The 21,575-nt window shown below is 72.1% G+C and carries 16 protein-coding genes; 2 read left to right on the top strand and 14 right to left on the bottom strand.

Translation table 11 applies throughout. The annotated features are described in order from the left end of the window. Positions 1-418 precede the first annotated feature (418 nt). The 4 genes from ACZ56L_RS28605 to ACZ56L_RS28620 all read right to left on the bottom strand — a co-directional run bounded on the left by ACZ56L_RS28605 (position 419) and on the right by ACZ56L_RS28620 (position 3,997). Positions 419-1,510, bottom strand: coding sequence for a branched-chain amino acid aminotransferase (locus ACZ56L_RS28605; protein ID WP_345228227.1), 1,092 nt, complete (start codon positions 1,508-1,510; stop codon positions 419-421). A gap of 257 nt (positions 1,511-1,767) precedes the next feature. Beyond that, positions 1,768-2,811, bottom strand: a complete 1,044-nt coding sequence (locus tag ACZ56L_RS28610; RefSeq protein ID WP_401762135.1) for a 3-isopropylmalate dehydrogenase — start codon at positions 2,809-2,811, stop codon at positions 1,768-1,770. Positions 2,812-2,895: 84 nt separating this feature from the next. Further along, positions 2,896-3,048: a hypothetical protein gene (locus ACZ56L_RS28615; RefSeq protein WP_345229192.1), complete on the bottom strand. Its 153-nt coding sequence runs from the start codon at positions 3,046-3,048 to the stop codon at positions 2,896-2,898. A 394-nt stretch (positions 3,049-3,442) separates the two neighbouring features. After that, the gene (locus ACZ56L_RS28620) at positions 3,443-3,997 is read right to left on the bottom strand and encodes a GNAT family N-acetyltransferase (RefSeq protein WP_345228232.1); all 555 of its coding nucleotides are present in this window, start codon (positions 3,995-3,997) and stop codon (positions 3,443-3,445) included. Between the two features lie 112 nt (positions 3,998-4,109). On the opposite strand from ACZ56L_RS28620, the gene ACZ56L_RS28625 reads away from it, so the two are divergent. After that, the gene (locus ACZ56L_RS28625; protein WP_471067217.1) at positions 4,110-4,937 is read left to right on the top strand and encodes a DUF1206 domain-containing protein; all 828 of its coding nucleotides are present in this window, start codon (positions 4,110-4,112) and stop codon (positions 4,935-4,937) included. A 101-nt stretch (positions 4,938-5,038) separates the two neighbouring features. Here the strand turns inward: ACZ56L_RS28625 and pruA are convergent, their stop codons facing one another. Continuing rightward, positions 5,039-6,670, bottom strand: a complete 1,632-nt coding sequence (gene pruA / locus ACZ56L_RS28630; RefSeq protein WP_345228236.1) for an L-glutamate gamma-semialdehyde dehydrogenase — start codon at positions 6,668-6,670, stop codon at positions 5,039-5,041. A 62-nt stretch (positions 6,671-6,732) separates the two neighbouring features. After that, positions 6,733-7,659 carry a proline dehydrogenase family protein gene (locus ACZ56L_RS28635; protein WP_468691601.1) on the bottom strand — a complete coding sequence of 309 codons (927 nt, stop codon included), beginning with the start codon at positions 7,657-7,659 and terminating at the stop codon, positions 6,733-6,735. A gap of 193 nt (positions 7,660-7,852) precedes the next feature. Here ACZ56L_RS28635 and ACZ56L_RS28640 point away from each other — a divergent pair, with 193 nt between their 5' ends. Then, positions 7,853-9,025 (top strand): PucR family transcriptional regulator, encoded by a 1,173-nt coding sequence (locus tag ACZ56L_RS28640; protein WP_401762128.1) that lies wholly within the window; start codon positions 7,853-7,855, stop codon positions 9,023-9,025. 31 nt (positions 9,026-9,056) lie between these two features. Here the strand turns inward: ACZ56L_RS28640 and ACZ56L_RS28645 are convergent, their stop codons facing one another. From ACZ56L_RS28645 to ACZ56L_RS28680, 8 genes are all read right to left on the bottom strand, one after another. Further along, positions 9,057-9,584 (bottom strand): hypothetical protein, encoded by a 528-nt coding sequence (locus tag ACZ56L_RS28645; RefSeq protein ID WP_468691598.1) that lies wholly within the window; start codon positions 9,582-9,584, stop codon positions 9,057-9,059. Next, positions 9,581-10,288 carry a hypothetical protein gene (locus ACZ56L_RS28650; RefSeq protein ID WP_468691596.1) on the bottom strand — a complete coding sequence of 236 codons (708 nt, stop codon included), beginning with the start codon at positions 10,286-10,288 and terminating at the stop codon, positions 9,581-9,583. Before ACZ56L_RS28650 ends, ACZ56L_RS28645 begins: the two co-directional genes overlap by 4 nt. A 65-nt stretch (positions 10,289-10,353) precedes the next feature. Beyond that, positions 10,354-12,660 (bottom strand): Tox-REase-5 domain-containing protein, encoded by a 2,307-nt coding sequence (locus ACZ56L_RS28655; RefSeq protein ID WP_471067221.1) that lies wholly within the window; start codon positions 12,658-12,660, stop codon positions 10,354-10,356. Positions 12,661-12,979: 319 nt separating this feature from the next. Then, complete coding sequence (gene serA, locus ACZ56L_RS28660) at positions 12,980-14,575, bottom strand: phosphoglycerate dehydrogenase (RefSeq protein ID WP_345228250.1); 1,596 nt, start codon at positions 14,573-14,575, stop codon at positions 12,980-12,982. 251 nt (positions 14,576-14,826) lie between these two features. After that, positions 14,827-15,828, bottom strand: coding sequence for a ketol-acid reductoisomerase (gene ilvC, locus ACZ56L_RS28665; RefSeq protein WP_345228251.1), 1,002 nt, complete (start codon positions 15,826-15,828; stop codon positions 14,827-14,829). A gap of 90 nt (positions 15,829-15,918) precedes the next feature. After that, complete coding sequence (ilvN, locus tag ACZ56L_RS28670; RefSeq protein WP_345228254.1) at positions 15,919-16,446, bottom strand: acetolactate synthase small subunit; 528 nt, start codon at positions 16,444-16,446, stop codon at positions 15,919-15,921. Between the two features lie 26 nt (positions 16,447-16,472). Next, positions 16,473-18,323, bottom strand: a complete 1,851-nt coding sequence (locus ACZ56L_RS28675) for an acetolactate synthase large subunit (RefSeq protein WP_345228256.1) — start codon at positions 18,321-18,323, stop codon at positions 16,473-16,475. Positions 18,324-18,547: 224 nt separating this feature from the next. Then, complete coding sequence (locus ACZ56L_RS28680) at positions 18,548-21,475, bottom strand: putative bifunctional diguanylate cyclase/phosphodiesterase (protein WP_471067225.1); 2,928 nt, start codon at positions 21,473-21,475, stop codon at positions 18,548-18,550. Positions 21,476-21,575 lie beyond the last annotated feature (100 nt).

Here is a 21,575-nt window from a genome sequence, read left to right on the forward strand (position 1 = left end):
CCACCGCGGCTGGTCACCCAGCCCCTGCACCCCTGCCGGGCTCCCTCCTCCCCGCTCCCCCCGCCCCCTTGGGCGACGGGGCCGCCCCAAGGGGGCGAGGGGGGCACCCCCTGCTCGAGCGAAGCCGAGAGCTTGGGGGAGGGCGGGCAAGGGGGCGGCCCCTCCCGCTCCCGGCCCACCCGGGTGCCGCCCTTCGCGCAAGCGCCTGTGCCGGGCAGGCTCCTCCGCCAAGGCCGAGAGCTGAGCCCCGGCACCGGGACACCCAGCCCCGTCCGCTCGGGCAGGAGAGGCCCCGGACCCGCCCCTCCACCTAAAGCGCTCGCCGCGCGGCTGCCCCCGGTCCACCGCGGATGCGTCGTGGCGGGGCGCGCAGTTCCCCGCGCCCCCGGACGGGGCACAGCGCCGGGGCCCGGGCCCGTTACGCCAGCTCGTGCATCCAGCCGTGCGCATCCCGCGCCTTCCCCGTCTGGATCTCCAGCAGCGCCTTGCGCAGAGCCATCGTCACCCGGCCCGGCTCGCCGTCCGCCGTCGTCCACTCCGCCGCGGCGGACTTCACGTGGCCGACCGGTGTGATCACCGCCGCCGTACCGCACGCGAAGACCTCGGTGAGCGCCCCGGACTCGGCGTCCGCACGCCACTGGTCGGTGGAGACGCGGCCCTCCTCCGAGGTGTAGCCCAGGTCGCCCGCGAGCTGGAGGAGCGTGTCGCGGGTCACGCCCGCGAGGAGGGAGCCCGTCAGCTCCGGGGTGACGATCCTGTCGCCGTACACGAAGTACAGGTTCATGCCGCCCATCTCCTCGACCCACTTGTGGTCGAGCGCGTCCAGCCAGACCACCTGGTCGCAGCCCTTCTCGGCGGCCTCGGCCTGGGCCAGCAGCGACGCCGCGTAGTTGCCGCCGGTCTTGGCGTACCCCATGCCGCCCGGCACGGCGCGGACGTAGTTCTCCGAGAGCCAGACCGAGACCGGCTTCACGCCGCCCGGGAAGTAGGCGCCCGCCGGGGAGGCGATCACGATGAAGAGGTACTCGTTGGCCGGGCGCACGCCCAGCCCGACCTCCGTGGCGATCATGAAGGGGCGCAGGTAGAGGGACTCCTCGCCGCCGTGCGGCGGGACCCAGGCCGCGTCCTGCTTGACCAGCGCGTCGCACGCCGCGATGAAGGTCTCGACCGGCAGCTCCGGCATGGCCAGGCGGTGCGCGGAGGACTGGAAGCGCTTGGCGTTGGCCTCCGGCCGGAAGGTGGCGACCGAGCCGTCGGGGCGGCGGTAGGCCTTCAGGCCCTCGAAGATCTCCTGCGCGTAGTGCAGGGTCATGTTCGCCGGGTCGATGGAGAGCGGAGCGTACGGCACGAGCTGCGCGTCGTGCCAGCCGCGGCCCTCCGTCCAGCGGATGGTGACCATGTGGTCGGTGAAGTGGCGGCCGAACCCGGGGTTGGCGAGGATCGCCTCGCGCTCCGCTTCGGACAGCGGCGTGGAAGAGGGCTTGAGCTCGATCGTCGTGGGCGTCGTCATGAGTGCGTGTCCTTCACCGGTGTGTTGGGAGAGGGCCGCGTCACGCCTTCCGCCACATGTCAGTCACATGGAGGACGTCCGAGCTTCCTCTCGTACCGCGACCCTGCGTTCGATTATCGCGCGCGTAGGGACCGGTACGAAACGGGGTCTTTGACGTGGGGTGCGGCCCAGGGATCGATGGTCGCACCCGGGGCCGGAAAAGGAACAGCCGCCGGGTGTCGGGACCCGGCGGCTGTCACTGCGGAACGACAGGCGGGTCAGCCCGCTACTCGGGCCGCGAGCGCGTCGCCGATCTCGTCCGTGGTGCGGACGGCGGAGGCGGTGCGCTCGGCGAGGTCGGCGGAGACCGCCGCTTCGATGCGGGCGGCCTCGGACTCGTGCCCGAGGTGGCGGAGCAGGAGCGCGACGGAGAGGACCGTGGCCGTCGGGTCGGCCTTGCCCTGGCCCGCGATGTCGGGCGCGGAGCCGTGCACGGGCTCGAACATCGACGGGAACTCGCCCGTCGGGTTGATGTTGCCGGAGGCGGCCAGGCCGATTCCGCCGGAGACGGCGGCGGCCAGGTCGGTGAGGATGTCGCCGAAGAGGTTGTCGGTGACGATGACGTCGAAGCGCTCCGGCTGCGTGACGAAGAAGATCGTCGCGGCGTCGACGTGCAGGTAGTCCGTGGTGACGGACGGGTACTCGGCGGCGACGCGGTCGAAGGTGTTCTTCCACAGGTGGCCGGCGTAGACGAGCACATTGTTCTTGTGCACCAGCGTCAGCTTCTTGCGGGGGCGGGCCGCCGCGCGCTCGAAGGCGTCGCGGACCACGCGCTCCACGCCGTACGCCGTGTTGAGGCTGACCTCGGTGGCCACCTCGGCGGGCGTGCCGGTGCGCAGGCTGCCGCCGTTGCCGGTGTAGGGGCCCTCGGTGCCTTCGCGTACGACGACGAAGTCGATCTCGGGGCGGCCCGCGAGCGGCGTCGAGGTGTTCGGGAACAGCTTCGACGGACGCAGGTTGATGTAGTGGTCGAAGGCGAAGCGCAGCTTGAGGAGCAGTCCGCGCTCCAGGACGCCGGACGGGACCGAGGGGTCGCCGATCGCGCCGAGGAGGATCGCGTCGTGCTGCCGCAGGGCGGCCATCTCCGCGTCGGGGAGGGTCTCTCCCGTGCGGTGCCAGCGCCGGGCGCCGAGGTCGTACTCCTTGGTCTCCAGCTTCACGTCCTGCGGAAGGACGGAGTTGAGGACCTTCAGGCCCTGGGCCACGACCTCCCGGCCGATGCCGTCACCGGGGATCACTGCGAGATTGATGCTGCGAGACATGCTCGGACCCTACTCCGCGTCCCAGGGGATGACACGTCGCGTCCGCCATGTGGACGCGACGGTCACCCCGCGGCGGGCGGCGGCTCAGTGCCCCGTCTCGCCGCCGTTGTCACGGCGGTCCAGGGCGCGCTGGAGGGCGGCGGCCGCCTGCTTGCGGTCGGCGGCCTCGACGGAGCGGGAGGCGTGGCGGACGCGGCGGGCGGTGGCGGAGTGCAGGGTGATCGAGGTCTCGGACACGGGGGATCGACTCCTTCAGAGGCATGGACGTGCATGAGGGGACTGCTGCATCTGTGAGGCGCCGGAATGCGGCGGGGGGCGGGTGCGGCAGGGGTTGCCTGCTTCGGGGCACCGGCCCGCGGCCGCCAGTCGCTGATGGAGCGAGACGTTCGGCTCCTACAAAGCTAGGACAGGTCCGCGCGACTGTCTCCACAATTAGTCGGACTTCCTACTATCTGAGACGCGATCATGGACGGACGCACGGCCCCGCCCCATCGGACGGACGCCTGTCCGATACGTCCTGCCGGTCGCATCCGGCCGTGGGCGGGGGCTCGGCCGCCCCGGCGCCGAAGCGGGACGCCCGCGGGGGCGTGGCGGGCCCGGGGAGGCGGGCCACGGCGGAATGGAGCCGCCGTCACAGCACGTCGCCGTCCCGCCAGTCGAAGAAGAGCGTCGCCTCCGGGTCGGGGAGGGGCTGCCCCGGGGCGGGCCGTACGTACGTCGTGCCCTCCTCGTCCGGCAGGGGTACGACGCCGCTCGGGCCCAGCGCGGCCAGGCCGCCGGGCCACACCTGCCAGCCCCGGCCCGCGTAGAGCGCGGCCCCCGCGTCGGACGCGGACAGGGCGCCGAGGACGTACGCGCGGTCGGCGATCTCCTCCAGGGCGGCCATGATCCGCCCGGCCAGCCCCTCCCGGCGGCGGTCGGCCCGTACGGCCACGGCTTCGACGTAACCGACGCGCAGCGAGCGGCCGCGGTGCAGGACGCGGCGCGGGACAAGGCTCCCGTGCGCGAGGACCGCCCCGTCACGCGGGTCGGTGACCAGGGCGTGCATGCCGCCCAGCGCGTGGTCCCAGTCCTCGTCCGTGAAGTCGCCGTCGAACGCGGCGTCGAGGAGGGTGCGGACGCCGGCGAGGTCGGCGGGGTCGAGGTGGGCGGTATGGGCGAGGCGCGGCGCGGTGTACTCGGTCATGCCCAGCACTCTCGCAGGTCGGCGACCGGCGCCCGCCCCGTGCGCGCGTTCGTTTCCCTATCCCCGCCCGGGGCACACGCCAGCCGACGAGAAAGGCTGGAGGCGAACCCGTATGAACGCCACGAGTGCGACCGGAACGGCGAGGCGGGCGGCCCGCAGCGACACCATGAAGTACGCGGCCCGTGCGGGATTCGCCGCGCGCGGAGTGATCCACCTGCTCATCGGGGCGCTCGCCCTGCAGATCGCCCTGGGCGGCGGCGGAAAGTCCGCCGACCAGGGCGGGGCGCTGGCGGAGATAGCCGAGAAGCCGTTCGGGAAGGTGCTGCTGTGGGCCCTGGGCATCGGCTTGCTCGCAATGTCCCTGTGGCAGCTCACGGAAGCACTGTTCGGCTCGGTGGGCCCGGACGGCGACAAGCCGAAGAAGCGGCTGCTGGCCGCCGGTATGTTCGTCTTCTACGGCTTCGTCTCGTACTCGGTGCTGGCCTTCGCGGTCGGCAGCAAGGGCAGCGGCGACGGCGCCAGCGACAAGGAGTCGCAGGACGTCACCGCGAAGGCGATGGAGCTTCCGGCCGGACGGTGGCTGGTCGGCGTGGCGGCGCTGGTGGTCGTCGGGATCGGCGTGGGCATCGCCGTCCAGGCGATCCGGCGCAAGTACCACAAGGAAATGAAGAGGGGCGAGATGTCCCGCCGGACCCGGCAGTTCGTGGACGTCACCGGGGTCGGCGGCGGGGTGGCGCGCGGCCTGGTCTTCGTGGTCGCGGGCGGCTTCGCGGTGGCGGCGGCGGTGGCGTTCGACCCGAACAAGGCCAAGGGCATGGACGACACGATCCGCAGCTTCCGGGAGACCCCGGTGGGCCCCTGGCTGCTGGTGCTGCTGGCGGTCGGCCTGATGCTGTTCGGCATGTTCTCCTTCGCGATGGCCCGCTGGCGCAAGCTCTGACGCCCGCCCGCACCGGACGGGGGACGGACACGACACCGCCCCCGTCCGATGTGGGGTCGGACGGGGGCGGGGATCAGGGGCTGCCGACGCGGCCCAGGGGCTCAGCCCTGGTGCGGGTAGCGGTAGTCGGTCGGCGGGACCAGGGTCTCCTTGATGGCCCGGGTCAGGGTCCAGCGCTGGAGGTTCTGGGGGGCGCCGGCCTTGTCGTTCGTACCGGAGGCGCGGCCTCCTCCGAACGGCTGCTGGCCGACGACGGCGCCCGTCGACTTGTCGTTGATGTAGAAGTTGCCCGCGGCGTAGCGCAGCTTCTCCATCGTGTGGGCGGCCGCGGCGCGGTCGTTGGCGATGACGGCGCCGGTCAGGGCGTAGTCGGAGACCGACTCCATCTGCTCCAGCATCGCGTCGTACTGGTCGTCCTCGTAGACGTGGACGGCCAGGATCGGGCCGAAGTACTCGGTCGTGAAGACCTCGTTGGCCGGGTCCGAGCACTCGATGACGGTCGGGCGCACGAAGTAGCCGACCGAGTCGTCGTAGGTGCCGCCCGCGACGATCGTGCAGGAGGAGTCCTCCTTGGCCCGGTCGATCGCGGCCTTGTTCTTCGCGAAGGAACGCTCGTCGATGACGGCGCCGATGAAGTTGTCCAGGTCGGTGACGTCACCCATGGTGATGCCGTCGACCTCGGCCGCGAACTCCTCCTTGAAGCCGTCGTTCCAGATGGAGGCCGGAACGTAGGCGCGCGAGGAGGCCGAGCACTTCTGGCCCTGGTACTCGAAGGAGCCGCGGGTCAGCGCGGTCTTCAGGACGGCGCGGTCGGCGCTGGGGTGCGCGACGACGAAGTCCTTGCCGCCGGTCTCGCCGACGAGACGCGGGTACGTGCGGTACTTCGCGATGTTCTCGCCGACCGTCTTCCACAGGTACTGGAAGGTCGGGGTGGAGCCGGTGAAGTGGATGCCGGCCAGGTCGCGGTGGTTGAGGGCGACCTCGGAGACGGCGATGCCGTCGCCGGTGACCAGGTTGATGACGCCCTTGGGCAGCCCGGCCTCCTCCAGGAGCTGCATGAGCAGCACGGCGGCGTGGGTCTGCGTCGGGGACGGCTTCCACACGACGACGTTGCCCATCAGGGCCGGGGCGGTGGGCAGGTTGCCCGCGATGGCCGTGAAGTTGAACGGCGTGATCGCGTAGACGAAGCCCTCGAGCGGGCGGTGGTCCATGCGGTTCCACACGCCGGGCGCGTTCGCCGGGGGCTGCTCGGAGAGGATGTCGCGGGCGTACTTGACGTTGAAGCGCCAGAAGTCGATGAGCTCGCACGGGGTGTCGATCTCGGCCTGCTGGGCGGTCTTGGACTGGCCGAGCATGGTGGAGGCGGCCAGGGTCTCGCGCCACGGGCCGCTCAGCAGCTCGGCGGCGCGCAGGATGATCGCGGCGCGGTCGTCGAAGGACATCGCGCGCCACGCCGGGGCGGCGGCCAGGGCGGCGTCGATCGCGTCCTGGGCGTCCTGCGTGGTGGCGTTGGCGTAGGTGCCGATGACCGACTTGTGGTTGTGCGGCTGACGGACGTCGAAGCGCTCGCCGCCGCCCATCCGCTTGACGCCGCCGATGGTGCACGGCAGGTCGATCGGGTTCTCGGCCAGCTCCTTGAGCTTGGCCTCCAGGCGGGCGCGCTCCGGCGAGCCGGGGGCGTAGGAGTGCACCGGCTCGTTGACCGGGGCGGGGACCTGGGTCACTGCGTCCATGTGTTCCGTGGCTCCTTGCGTCGGGGTGTCGTCGGTGAGGGGTGTCCGGGGGCTGCCGGAGGTCAGTTCTTGGTGATGACGGAGCGGCCGAAGAAGAGCAGGTTCGCGGGCTTCTCGGCGAGGCGGCGCATGAAGTAGCCGTACCAGTCGGTGCCGTACGCCGTGTAGACGCGCATCCGGTGGCCCTCGGCGGCGAGCCGGACGTGCTCCTCGCTGCGGATGCCGTACAGCATCTGGAACTCGTACTCGTCCAGCTTGCGCCCGGCGCGCCGGGCCAGCTCCTGGGAGATGGCGATCAGGCGCGGGTCGTGGGACCCGATCATCGGGTAGCCGTCGCCCTCCATCAGGATCTTCGTGATCCGGACGTACGCCTTGTCGATCTCGGCCTTGTCCTGGTACGCGACGGAGGAGGGCTCCTTGTAGGCGCCCTTCACGATGCGCACGCGGCTGCCGGCGGCGGCCAGCCGGCGGGCGTCGTCCTCGGTGCGGAAGAGGTAGGCCTGGATGACGCAGCCGGTCTGCGGGAAGTCCTTCCGCAGCTCCTCGTGGATGGCGAACATCGAGTCGAGCGTGGTGTGGTCCTCGGCGTCCAGGGTGACCGTGGTGCCGATCGCGGCGGCGGCCTCGACGACGGGACGGACGTTCGCGAGGGCCAGCTCGTGGCCGCCCTCCAGCGCCTGGCCGAACATGGACAGCTTCACGGACATCTCGGCGCGCTCGCCCAGGCCCAGGTCCTCGAGGTGCGCGATCAGGTCGAGGTACGCGTCACGGGCGGCGTACGACTGCTCGCGGGTCGTGATGTCCTCGCCGACGACGTCCAGGGTCACTTCGAGGCCCTTGGTGGCGGCGTCCTTGACGATCGGGACCACCTGGTCGACGGTCTCGCCCGCGATGAAGCGGCTCACGACCTGTTTGGTGCCCGGGGCAGCCGAGACGAAACGGCGCATCTGGTCGCTGCGCGATGCGGCGAGGATCACGGGACCCAGCACGGGGCACCTCCACGAGTAAGTGTCGAAGGGGCCGCCTACCAGGTCTTTTGTGACAGAACTGGGACGGCACGGATAACCACGGTGAAATCTAGGGAGCGCGCCGAGCCTGGACTATCGACAGCTGTCACGCATCCCGGGCCGCCACCTCATACAGATGTCTGAAGATGCCGTACGCCGGTGCGAGAATGGGGGCGTGAATGCCGATTACCAGGACCTGGTCGATGAGATCTCCGCCCTGCTGGGCGCCCCCGCCACCCTCGAGGACCGGGATTTCCGGCTGATCGCCTTCGGCGCGCACGACAGCGAGGACGCCGGGGCGATGGACCCGGTCCGCACCCGCTCGATCCTGACCCGGCGCTCCACCACCGAGGTCCGCGCCTGGTTCGAACGCTTCGGCATCACGACCGCCGCGGGCCCGGTCCGCATCCCGGCGGACCCGGCGGCGGGCGTCCTGCGCGGCCGCCTCTGCCTTCCCGTACGCCACAGGGGCACCGTCTACGGGTACGTCTGGCTGCTGGCCGCCGACGACTCGGTGCCCGCTCTCCCCGAGCCGGCGCTCGACGCGGCGATGGCGGTGTGCGGCCGGATCGGCACCCAGCTCGCCGACGAGGCGCGGGCCCGCGCCGACCTCGGCCCCCGCCTCAACACGCTCCTGACCTCCGACTCCGACGAACGCCGCGCCTCGGCCCTGGCCACGCTCTCCGCCCCGCTGGGCGGGGGCGGCCCGTACGGGCTGGTGTGCGTCGCCCCGTGGCAGGCCCCGGTCCCGGGCGTGCGTACGGTGCCGGGCGCGTCCGTGCTGACCCTGGTGCCGGTGCCGGGCGCGTCCGGGCCGCGGCTGGCGGTCCTGGTCCGGCTGAGCGCGGGCGGCGAGCTCGGCCCGGCGCACGGGGCGGCGCGGGCGCTGCTGGGCACGGGGCCGGGCGGCGGGGCGGGCGCGGCCCCGCTCCGGGCCGCGGGCCTCAGCACTCCGGTGCGCAGCCTGGCCGACCTGCCCGCCGCCTGGCGCGAGGCGTCCGCCGCCGCGCGGGCGGCACTGGCCCGCCCGCACCTGGGCCCGGTGGCGGAGTGGTCGGCGATCGGCCCCTACCGCCTGCTCGCCGCGCTCCCGGACAGCGGCCCCGGCCACCCGGTGGACCCCGCGGTGAGCCCCCTCCTCGCCCCCGCGCACGCCGAACTCGCCCGCACCGCCGAGGTGTTCCTCGACTGCGCGGGCCAGGCGGGCCGCACCGCGACCGCCCTCAACATCCACCGCCAGACCCTCTACTACCGGCTCTCCCGGGTCGAGCAGCTCACCGGCCTGGACCTGCACGAGGGCGAGGACCGCCTCCTGCTGCACATGTCCCTGAAGGCCGCCAGGCTCTGAACGGGCCCCGCTCGGAGCGCGCTGCGGGCGCCTACTCCTCCAGTTCCCTGATCGGCCGGTCCGTCACCACGGCGATCAGGAAGTGCGCGGTGTCGCCGTCGATCTGGTTGGCGGAGATCCCGACCCAGCGGTCGGCGTCGCCGTCGGGCGCCCGCACCGGGCCCCAGACCCGCAGGTCCCCGAAGGCGTCGAGGCGGCGCAGCTCGGTGTACAGCGGCGGCACGGGCTCGCCGGCCGTCGCCCGGAAGACGGCGACCGCCATGCCGACCTCCTCGTGCCCGCCCCAGCGGGCGTCCAACTCCGCCGCCAGCGCGTCGAGATGGCCGGACGCCTGCTCCTCGGCGGCGTCCCATTCCCGGCCGTGCACCCCGTGCAGGTCCTCCCCCGCCCAGAGTTCGGCGATCACGAAGCCCTCGCCCCGGGAGGACAGCCAGTTCCCGGTGTACTTCTGCCGCTCGTCCGTGGTCGGCCCGGACGCCGGGACCTCTCCAGCGAGGAGCGCCTCGATCTCGGCCCGGGCCCGCGCGGCCTCGAAGGTCTCGCCGCCGCGCGCGTTCACAGCTTGCTCCGGTCCATCGGCTTGGGCAGCGGCTGGAGCGCGCCGGACTCGCGCAGGCGCAGATAGGCGGCGAGTACGGCTTCGTGTTCGCCGGGCGGGGCGATGTCCAGGAGGACGCCGCCGGTGGAGAGCGGGGTGCGGACGGCCTCCAGGTCGTCGGGGACGAGGGCGGCGCGGGCCGGGGAGAGGTAGCTCAGGCGGCCGACACCCGGTTCACCGACCCGGGCCCCTGCCTCGCCCAGCGCGTCCAGAAGGTCGTGGTCGACCACGTTCCCGTAGTCCGGGTCCCACAGCTCGGCGAGCGCTGCGAGGAGCCCGGCTTCCGGGAGTTCACTTCCGTCCGGCCACTCGACGGTGACGAAGACCGCTTGCGTCAGGTGCCCGGAGACACCGCCGGTCCGGCCGGACACCGAGACCTCCCGGCCAGGCGCCCCTTCGCACACGAGGTGGGGCGCGACACCGGTCTGGTCCGACCAGTCGTCCTCCGCCAGCTCTTCCTCGAGGACGGCCAGGAGTGAGGACACATCGGGGCGCACGGGCAGCGCGGGCCCGTTCGCACGGATGCGGTGCCAGCCCTCCCCGCCGCCCGGCACGGCCTCGGGAAGCAGTTCGGCAAGTCTGTCCAGCGTCGCCTTCCAGCGGGACGCCAGGGCTTCCGCCGATTCCTTCCGAGGCCCCCACAGACCCCGCACCGTGCATTCCATCTCCGGCCTCCATCAGCTCCCGCGCACGCCGTGCGCCGCCCCACGTCACCCGTCTTCGGGGAAGGTTAGTCAAAGGCGTCCGGCTTCCTGGGACCTCCGGGCTCCCGCTTGGTGGTCTTCACCACGATCGGCATGTCCTTGCTCGCGAACAACTTCCGGGCGGCGGCGGCCACTTCCTTGTTGGAGAAGTGCCACTCGACGGTCTTGCCGTTCGCGGCGGCGAGCTGCCCCTGCGCCTCGGCCACGAACTTGTCCGCGCCGGATGTGGTGAGCTTCTTCTTGCCGGGCCGGGAGAGGTAGCTGTCGTATCCGTTCTTGGCCTCCAGGAACACCTGACGCCCGGAGTCCCAGCCGTCGAACTCCACCGCCCTCTTGCCCTTCTCCGGATGCGGTACGACGTACTCCCGGCCCCGCACGGTGCCCGTGATCTGCTCCTGATAGCGGAGCCAGGACTCGTTCTTGAAGGTGGGCGCGGGGTTGCGGTCCCGGCCGGCCCAGTAGCCGTCGCCGAGGTCGGCATCACCGAAGGCAGGCGTCTTCAGGTTCTTGGCGAAGGCGCCCGGCTGATAGTTGCGGGGGTCCTTCTTGTCCCCGTGCTTCGGCTCGGGCCACTTCTTCGCGTCCTTCACCGCCTGGGCCGCACGGGCCGGCTCCTCCGCGCGCTTCTGCGCCAGGTAGGCGGCCCGCTCCTGCTTGCGGGCCTCCTCCGCCTGCTTCCTGGCGGCCGTGTCGCAGCCCTCGTCGGCGAGGTGGCGGACGCGGGGCGCGGCTGCGGCCGCGACGAGGCCCGTACCGGAGCCAGGCACGCCGGACATGCCGGACACGCCGGGGGCGTACGGCAGGGCGATCGGGCAGCCCGTCCGCCGTGCCCGGTCCTCCGCCCTGTCGGCTGCCTGGTCGGCCTCCCTGGCGGCCTTCCGCGCCCCCTCCACGTCACCCGCCTCGGCCGCCCTGCGGGCCCGTTGGGCGGCGGCGCCGGCGTCCCCGGCCGCCTCCGCCGCCTCGGCGGCGCCCTTGGCGGCCCTGCCCAGGTGGGTGAACTTCCCGGCGACCTTGGCGACGTCGTAACCGGGGATGAAGAGCGAGCCGATGTTCCAGGCGACGTTGGCGACGGCGCGCGTCTTTTGGCCGTTGTTCCAGCGCTCGCGGACCTCGTCGCCGACGAAGAGGTCGTCGGCGATCCCCAGGGCGGACTCACCGGTGGCCCCGGCCCAGTCCCCCACGGCTCCCAGGTAGTCGCCGTCCGCCCACTTCCCCGGCGCGTCCTTGGCGTTCTCGGCCCATTCGCCGCCGACCTGCTCGCCCCACTCGCCGATGCCCGTCCAGGTGTCGGCGCTGAACAGTCCGAAGAAGCCGCTGATGTCACCGCCGATCCCGTCGACGACGACGCCCTGGAAGACCTGCCCGACCTTGTCGGCGGCGCACCCGAGCACGCCCCACCCGGAGCAGTCCTCCTCCTCTTCCTTCTGTTCCTTCTCTGGTTCCTCCTGCGGCTGCTTGTCGTCGACCTGCTGCTGGGGGTCGTCCGGATCGGCCTCGGGCACGTCGTACCGGGCCTCGGGCTCCTGCTCCTCGCCCGGAGCGCCCTCCCCGCTCTCCGGTCCGAGACCGTCGACGGGCGCCACGTCCTCATCGACGCCGCCCGCACCCCCGGTCTCCCCGGCACCACCCGTGCCCCCGGTGCCACCCGCACCGCCCCCGGGACCACCGCCCCCGGCCCCGCCCACCGCACCCCACGCGTCCGCCCCGCCCGAGCCGCCGGCCGCGCCGCCCCGGGGCGGCCGGGCCTGCGGCACATCGCCGCCCCCGCCGCCCCCGCAGTCGGCGCCGCTCGTGATCGAGCAGACGGCCGTACGGAGCCCATCCACGATCCGGCCGCCGAAGCCGGTCAGGGTGAGGGCGAGCACAATGCCCGCGATGACGACGACCAGCCCGGCGTACTCGACGGTCGACTGCCCCCGGTCCCGCCGCCACCGGATCATCCGGGGCAGCGAGAACCGCCACCCCCGAGGCCGCCGTACCTCCCCGCGCCCCGGCCGCCGGAACCACTCCCGGCTCTCCGCCCGCGTCAGGAACCACAGCGTCAACAGCGGCAGCACCAACTGCGCGAACCCGCGCCCCGACCCGCCCCCCGCATTGCCGACGGCCCCCACGACCAGCCACAGCTGTACGGCGACCAGCCCGCCCCGCACCCGCCGCCCGCCGGTGCGCACCCGGCGCGCCAGCAGCATCCCCGCCACCCCGGGCGCGGCCCCGTACAGCACCAGTCCGAAGAGCGCGGCCAACGGCCCGTCCACCGCGAGCCCGGACCCGAGCAGCCCGAGCCCGCCGAGCAGACCGCACGCGAAGAGGAGGTGTGCCAGCGCCCGCACCGCCGCCACGGAAAACGGCAGCGGAGGCGGGGAAGGGGCCGGCCCGGGGCGTACCGGAACCGGCTCCGCGGGTATGCCTCCGTGCGCCGTCATGCGTCACCCCGACTGCCTTGCCCCGCAAGCGGAACGCGGCGCGGGACGGGTGGCCCACGCTAGGTGGGCCCGCCCGGCCCGTCATGGGCCCCAGGGCCCCACTCCGGGCCCACCCCGCCGTACCCGGCCGGCACCCGGACCGGCCCCGGACACGACGGACCCCCGCCCCCGGCGCTCGTGGAGGACGAACGCCGGGAACGGGGGTGCGTGAGACCCGACGGGCCTGCTAGTCGGCCAGGTTGACCGACCGGGCCGACGCCGCGCCGATCTCCTCCGCCAGCTCGGTCAGCACCGACTGCGGAACCGTGTCGTCGACGGTGAGGACCGCGAGGGCCTCGCCGCCGGCGTCGGCGCGGGCGACCTGCATGCCCGCGATGTTCAGCCCGGCCTCGCCCAGCACGCGGCCCACCGTGCCGACGACGCCCGGACGGTCCTGGTAGCGCAGGACGACCATGTGGTCGGCGAGCGCGAGGTCCACGTCGTACTCGCCGATGGCGACGATCTTCTTGAGGTTCTTCGGGCCGGCCAGCGTGCCGGAGACCGAGACCTCCTCGCCGCCGGTGAGGGTGCCGCGCACGGTCACCACGTTGCGGTGCTCGGGCGACTCGGACGAGGTGGTGAGCCGGACCTCGACGCCGCGCTCCTGCGCGAACAGCGGGGCGTTGACGTAACTGACGGTCTCGTCCACGACGTCCTCGAACACGCCCTTGAGCGCGGACAGTTCGAGCACCTTCACGTCGTGCTGGGTGATCTCGCCGTACACCTCGACGTCGAGCCGGGCAGCGACCTCGCCCGCGAGCGCGGTGAAGATCCGGCCGAGCTTCTCGGCGAGCGGCAGGCCCGGACGGACGTCCTCGGCGATGACGCCGCCCTGGACGTTGACCGCGTCGGGGACCAGCTCACCGGCGAGCGCGAGCCGCACCGACTTGGCGACGGCGATGCCGGCCTTCTCCTGGGCCTCGTCGGTCGAGGCGCCCAGGTGCGGGGTGCAGACGACCTGGTCGAGCTCGAAGAGCGGGGAGTCCGTGCACGGCTCCTTGGCGTAGACGTCCAGGCCGGCGCCCGCGACGCGGCCCTCCTTGAGCGCCGAGTACAGCGCGGCCTCGTCGACGATGCCGCCGCGGGCCGCGTTGACGATCCGCACGGCGGGCTTGACCTTGTGCAGGGCCTCGTCGCCGATCAGGCCGAGCGTCTCCGGGGTCTTGGGGAGGTGGACGGTGATGAAGTCCGAGACCTCGAGCAGTTCGTCCAGGGTGAGGACCTTCACGCCCATCTGGGCGGCCCGCGCGGGCTGCACGTACGGGTCGTACGCGACGACCTTCATGCCGAAGGCCGACATCCGCTGGGCGACCAGCGCGCCGATGCGGCCGAGGCCGACGACGCCGAGGGTCTTCTCGGCCAGCTCGACGCCGCTGTACTTGGAGCGCTTCCACTCGCCGTTCTTCAGGGCGGAGTTGGCCTGCGGGATGTTGCGGGCGGTGGCGAGGATGAGGCCGCAGGCGAGCTCGGCGGCGGTCACGATGTTGGAGGTCGGCGCGTTGACGACCATCACGCCCGACTTGGTGGCGGCGGAGACGTCGACGTTGTCGAGACCGACGCCGGCGCGGGCGACGACCCGCAGTTTCTTCGCGGCGGCGATGGCCTCCGCGTCGACCTTGGTCGCCGAGCGCACGAGGATCGCGTCCACGTCGGCAATGGCGGGCAGGAGTTCCGCGCGGTCGGCTCCGTTGCAGTGCCGGATCTCGAAGTCCGGCCCCAGGGCGTCGACGGTGGCGGGCGACAGCTCTTCAGCGATGAGTACGACAGGCTTGGCAGTGCTCACGTGAGTCCTCACTGGTCCTTTGCGGACGGCCGTCCCGACGGCCGCAGGCGGTGGAGGGGCTTGCCGCGTGGAAGACGCACGACGCTGTGGGCCTGACGCGTAGATGTGGTTCTGAAGTGTAGTGGTGCCGACCGGGTGATTCTTCGCCCGTTCGGCAGGATCACCCGTCCGTGGCTGGACGTTGTGTCGAGTCCCGGAGTGTGCAAGTGAGGGGCCGCAGCCCGCGGCTGCGGCCCCTCACTCCTCGCGGCTTACGCCTCGTCGTCGTTCACCCAGCTCATGAGCTTGCGGAGCTCCTTGCCGGTGGTCTCCAGCAGGTGGTTCTCGTCGGCCTTCTTGTACTCGTTGTACTTCTTCAGGCCGCCGTGGTACTCGTCCATCCACTGCTGGGCGAAGGTGCCGTCCTGGATCTCGGCCAGGACCTTCTTCATCTCGGCCTTGGTGGCGTCGGTGATGATGCGGGGGCCGGTGATGTAGTCGCCCCACTCGGCGGTCTCGGAGACCGACCAGCGCATCTTCTCCAGGCCGCCCTCGTACATCAGGTCGACGATGAGCTTCAGCTCGTGGAGGCACTCGAAGTAGGCGATCTCCGGCTGGTAGCCGGCCTCGGTCAGCGTCTCGAAACCGGCCTTGACCAGGGCGGCGGTGCCACCGCAGAGGACGGCCTGCTCACCGAACAGGTCGGTCTCGGTCTCCTCGGTGAAGGTCGTCTTGATGACGCCGGCCCGGGTGCCGCCGATGGCCTTGGCGTACGACAGGGCCAGCTCGAAGCCCTTGCCCGTGGCGTCCTGCTCGACGGCCGCGATGCAGGGGACGCCGCGTCCCTCTTCGTACTGACGGCGGACCAGGTGGCCCGGGCCCTTGGGGGCGACCATGGCGACGTCGACACCGGCCGGCGGCTTGATGAAGCCGTAGCGGATGTTCAGGCCGTGGCCGAAGAAGAGGGCGTCGCCGTCCTTGAGGTTGTCCTTGACGGACTCCTCGTAGACCTTCGCCTGGATCGGGTCCGGGACGAGGATCATGATGACGTCGGCCTCGGCCGCCGCCTCGGCGGGGGTGACGACGCGCAGGCCCTGCTCCTCGGCCTTGGCCTTGGACTTCGAACCCTCGTGCAGACCGACGCGCACGTCGACGCCCGAGTCACGGAGCGACAGCGCGTGGGCGTGGCCCTGGCTGCCGTAACCGAGAACCGCGACCTTGCGGCCCTGGATGACGGAAAGGTCTGCGTCGGCGTCGTAGAACAGCTCGGCCACTGGGTTTCTCCTATGTGTGCGGGTTGTGCGACCCACCGTACGGCGGGCGTGAAGGGATGCGTTCTCGGGTCTTGCTCTGCGGACGGCGTGCTACGCGCTGCGGTCCAGGGCCCGCAGCGAACGGTCCGTGATGGACCGCGCGCCCCGCCCTATGGCGATCGTGCCGGACTGCACGAGCTCCTTGATGCCGAACTGCTCCAGCATCTTGAGCATCGCTTCGAGCTTGTCCGCGCCGCCGGTGGCCTCGATGGTCACGGCGTCCGGCGAGACGTCCACGGTCTTGGCGCGGAACAGCTGGACGATCTCGACGATCTGGGAGCGGGTCTCGTTGTCGGCGCGGACCTTCACCAGCACCAGCTCGCGCGCGATCGCGGCGGCGGGCTCCAGTTCGACGATCTTCAGGACGTTGACCAGCTTGTTGAGCTGTTTCGTCACCTGCTCCAGCGGCAGGGCCTCGATCACGTTCACCACGATGGTGATGCGCGAGATCTCGGGGTGCTCGGTGGTCCCCACGGCGAGCGAGTCGATGTTGAAGCCGCGCCGGGAGAAGAGGGCGGTGATGCGGGCGAGGACGCCGGGCTTGTTCTCCACCAGGACGGAGAGCGTGTGCTTGGACATGATTCTCTCTCTGCTCTTGTCTGGCTCTAGTCGTCTTCGTTGTCGCCGAAGTCGGGGCGGACGCCCCGGGCGGCCATGACCTCGTCGTTGGAGGTGCCGGCGGCCACCATCGGCCACACCATGGCGTCCTCGTGGACGATGAAGTCGACGACGACCGGGCGGTCGTTGACGGCGTTGGCCTCCTCGATGCACTTGTCGAGGTCCTCGGGGCGCTCGCAGCGGATCGCGTGGCAGCCCATCGCCTCGGAGAGCTTCACGAAGTCGGGGACGCGGGTGCCCTTGGCCTCGTTGCCCTCGCAGTCCTGGCCGCTGTGCAGGACGGTGTTGGAGTAGCGCTGGTTGTAGAACAGCGTCTGCCACTGGCGGACCATGCCGAGGGCGCCGTTGTTGATGATGGCGACCTTGATCGGGATGTTGTTCAGGGCGCAGGTGGTGAGTTCCTGGTTGGTCATCTGGAAGCAGCCGTCGCCGTCGATCGCCCAGACGGTGCGGTCCGGCATGCCGGCCTTGGCGCCCATCGCGGCGGGGACCGCGTAGCCCATCGTCCCGGCGCCGCCGGAGTTGAGCCAGGTGGCGGGCTTCTCGTACTGGATGAAGTGCGAGGCCCACATCTGGTGCTGGCCGACGCCCGCCGCGTAGATGGTGTCCTCGGGGGCGAGTTCGCCGATGCGCTGGATGACCTGCTGGGGGGAGAGCGAGCCGTCGTCGGGGAGGTCGTAGCCCAGCGGGTAGGTCTCGCGCCAGCGGCTGAGGTCCTTCCACCAGGCGCTGTAGTCGCCCTTGTTGCCCTCGGTGTGCTCGGCCTGGACGGCCTGCACCAGGTCGGCGATGACCTCGCGGGCGTCCCCGACGATGGGCACGTCGGCGGCGCGGTTCTTGCCGATCTCGGCGGGGTCGATGTCGGCGTGGACGATCTTCGCGAAGGGGGCGAAGCTGTCCAGCTTGCCGGTGACGCGGTCGTCGAAGCGGGCGCCGAGGGCGACGATCAGGTCGGCCTTCTGGAGCGCGGTGACGGCGGTGACCGCACCGTGCATGCCCGGCATTCCGACGTGCAGCGGGTGGCTGTCGGGGAATGCGCCGAGCGCCATCAGGGTGGTGGTGACGGGCGCTCCGGTGAGTTCCGCGAGGACCTTCAGCTCGGCGGTGGCGCGTGCCTTGAGGACGCCGCCGCCGACGTACAGGACGGGCCGCCTGGCGGCGGTGATCAGCTTGGCGGCCTCGCGGATCTGCTTGGCGTGCGGCTTGGTGACGGGCCGGTAGCCGGGCAGGTCGTTGGTGGGCGGCCAGGAGAAGGTGGTCTGCGCCTGGAGCAGGTCCTTGGGGATGTCGACGAGGACGGGGCCCGGGCGGCCGGTGGAGGCGATGTGGAAGGCCTCGGCGATGGCGCGCGGGATGTCGGCCGGGTCGGTGACCAGGAAGTTGTGCTTGGTGATCGGCATCGTGATGCCGCAGATGTCCGCCTCCTGGAAGGCGTCCGTGCCGATCGCCTTGGAGACGACCTGGCCGGTGATCGCCACCAGCGGCACCGAGTCCATCATCGCGTCCGCGATCGGGGTGACCAGGTTCGTCGCACCGGGGCCGCTGGTCGCCATGCACACCCCGACCTTGCCGGTGGCCTGGGCGTAACCGGTGGCCGCGTGGCCCGCGCCCTGCTCGTGGCGGACCAGGACGTGGCGCACCCGGGTGGAGTCCATCATCGGGTCGTACGCCGGCAGGATCGTGCCACCGGGAATGCCGAACACCGTGTCGGCCCCGACCTCTTCGAGCGCCCGGATGAGCGACTGCGCGCCCGTGACGTGCTCGATCGCGCTGGACGGGGATCCGTGGTGACGGGGCCGGGGCTGCGGATGGTGGGCCCCGGTGGCCTGCTCGGTCATCGGCGTTCTCTTCTCGGAGCTGAGGGTGTGAGCTGAGGGTTTCGTGTGGTTCTGCAACGTGCCGGTGCAACAAAAAACCCCCCGTGCCGTCAGGCAAGCGAGGGGAGCGCGTCGGGGGGAGACAAGCAGGTTCAGCGGTGAACCGTGCTTCAGCCGACGCGCTTTCCAAGTACGAGAATTCGGGTGCGCATGGCACTGACCCTCCCTCCGGCCCACTGGGTGTGTCAAGTGGGTGGGATGGACGTCTCAGTATGTGAGCGCAGCGGTGGATGCGTGAACGAGTCCGTCGCAGGTGAGTTCGGGTGCCGTACGGGAAGGGGCCCGCCCGGCGGGCCCCCGGCCAGGACGGGCAGCGCGCCGCCCGTTCCACCGGGCACCGGGTAGTCCCCGCGCACCAGCGCGCGGCGCAGCCGGTACTCGTCCAGCGGCCCGGAGAAGGCCATGCCGAGTCCGTGCGTGCAGCCCATCGCGCGCAGGGCCTGCACCTGCTCGGGCAGGTCGACGCCGTCGGCCACGGACTCCATGCCGAGGTCGGTGGCGATCCTGAGCAGCCCGCTGGTGATCTTGTACAGCCGGGGGGACTCGACGACGCCCTCGACGAGTCCGCGGTCCAGCTTCAGCACGTCCACGGGGAGCCGGCGCAGCGCGTTGATCGCCGCGTGGCCGCTGCCGAAGCCGTCGAGGGCGATCCGTACGCCGAGCCGGCGCAGCGCGGTCAGGCGCTGCTCCAGGTCGTCGTAGGAGACCCGGGGGTCGCTGTCGGCCATCTCGATGACGAGCGCGCCGGACGGCAGCCCGTGCCGGGTCAGGAGGGCCTCCACGGAGCCGAGCGGCAGGGACCGGTCGAGGAGGCGGCGGGCGGTGAGGCGGACGGTGACGGGGACGGCGTGCCCGGCCCTGCCGCGTTCGGCGGCCTGCTCGACGGCCTCCTGCAGGAGCCAGCGGCCCAGTTCGGCGGTGCGGTCGCTGTCGTCGGCGACCCGCAGGAACTCGGCCGGGGTGAAGAGGATGCCCTGCGCGGAGCGCCAGCGGGCCTGGGCGGCGACGGCGGCGACCCGGCCGGTGGTGAGGTCGACCACCGGCTGGTGCAGCAGGGCGAACTCGCCGTCGTGCAGGGCGGTGCGCAGCCGGGTGGCCAGTTCGGTGCGGCGGACGACCTCGGCCTGCATCTGCGGGGCGTACAGCTCGACGCGGTCCTTGCCGGCGGCCTTGGCCCGGTACATGGCGAGGTCGGCGTTGCGCATGAGGTCGGTGGGGGTGATGCCGGGCTCGGCGAAGGCGACGCCGATGGAGGCGGCGACACGGACATCGTTGCCGTCCACGGTGTACGGCTGGGAGAGGGTGAGGCGGAGCCGGTCGGCGATCTCGCGGACCTGGTACTCGCGGGCGGCCCGGTCGCGGGTGCCGTCGCCGAGGATGAGGGCGGCGAACTCGTCGCCGCCGAGGCGGGCGGCGGTGTCGCCGACCCGGACGGAGTCCTGGAGGCGGCGGGCGGCCTGGACGAGCAGTTCGTCGCCCGCCTGGTGGCCGAGGCGGTCGTTGACCGCCTTGAAGCCGTCCAGGTCGATGAAGAGGACGGCGGTGCCGAGGTCGGTGGTCCGGCGTCCGGCGAGGGCCTGGCGCACCCGCTTGGTGAACAGGGCGCGGTTGGGCAGTTCGGTGAGCGGGTCGTGTTCGGCGTTGTGCTGCAACTGGGCCTGGAGCCGGACCCGTTCGGTGACGTCGCGGCTGTTGAAGATCAGGCCGCCCTGATGGCGGTTGACGGTGGACTCGACGTTGAGCCAGTCCCCCGTCCCGGATTTGAAACGGCACTCGATGCGGGTGGTCGGCTCCTCCTGCGGGGACGCGGCGAGGAAGCGCCGCACCTCGTGGACGACCGCACCGAGGTCGGCGGGGTGGATGATCGAGGCCAGCTCGGAGCCGACCAGTTCCTCCGCGTCGCGCCCGTAGACGCCGGACGCGGCGGGACTGACGTAGCGCAGTATCCCGGTGGGGGCGGCGATCATGATGACGTCGCTGGAGCCCTGCACCAGGGAGCGGAAGTGGTTCTCCTTCTGGGCCAGTTCCTGGGTGAGGGAGATGTTGTCGACGAGCATGATGCCCTGGCGCACGACCAGGGCCAGCACGACCGTGCAGCCGGTGGTGAGGACCACCCGGTCCAGCGTGTGGCCGTCCATGACGTTGTAGAGGATGCCGAGCACGCAGACGGCGGCCGCGAGGTACGGGGTGAGGGCGGCCAGCGAGCCGGCGATCGGCCGGCTGGAGCCCGCCCGGAGGGCGCGCGCCTGCGGCCCGCTGCGCCCGGGGGGCTGGGGCGGGGCCCCCTGCGGCAGTCCGTGCGGCGCCCGTTGCGAGGCCCGGCTCACCCCCCAGGGCGCGTACGCGAGGAGCAGCGAGCCGGCGAACCAGCCCGCGTCGAGGATCTGCCCGGAGTGGTAGCTGTCCCGCAGCAGCGGCGAGGTGAACAGCGCGTCGCACAGGACGGTCATGGCGAGGGCCGCGATCGCGGTGTTGATCGCGGCCCGATTGGCCGACGAGCGGCGGAAGTGCAGGGCCAGGACCATGCTGACGAGCGCGATGTCGAGCAGCGGGTAGGCGAGCGAGAGCGCGGCGTGCGCCGTGCTCGTGCCCTTGAGTTCCGTGGTGTGGGCGAGCGCCAGGCTCCAGGAGAGGGTGAGCAGCGAGCCGGCGATCAGCCACGCGTCGAGCACCAGGCACACCCAGCCGGCCCGGGTGACGGGCCGTTTGGCGAGGACCAGCAGGCCGATGATGGCGGGCGGCCCGAAGCAGAGGAAGAAGAAGTCGGCAAGCGAAGGGGCCGGCACCGGGCGCCGCAGCACCACCTCGTACCAGCCCCAGACCGCGTTCCCGCCCGCCGCCATCAGCGAGGAGAGGGAGAACAGCAGCCAGGCGGGCCGGAAGCCGCTCTCCCGCGTCCGCGCGTAGAAGTAACAGGAGACGGCGGCGATGAACGCGGCGACGGCGAGTCCGAAGTCGCCCATGAACAGCGCGAGCTGCCGGGACCCCCAGCCGAGCGCGGAGCCCGCCGCGTAGCCGCCGCAGACGAGTGCCAGCAGGAGCTGGGGCAGCAGCCCCGTCCCGCCGCGGCCGGAGGTCGGATGCTGGGCCAGTACGGCCCCCGGGGCGCTCATCGGGCCTCCCGGCACGGCGGTTCCGGGTGGCGGGGGGACCTCGGGCGGCCGGTCCCGCCCGGCGTCCTCGCCCCCGTGCGGCGGGCGGGCGGCTTCGGGC

Source organism: Streptomyces sp. NPDC039736 (assembly GCF_055596485.1).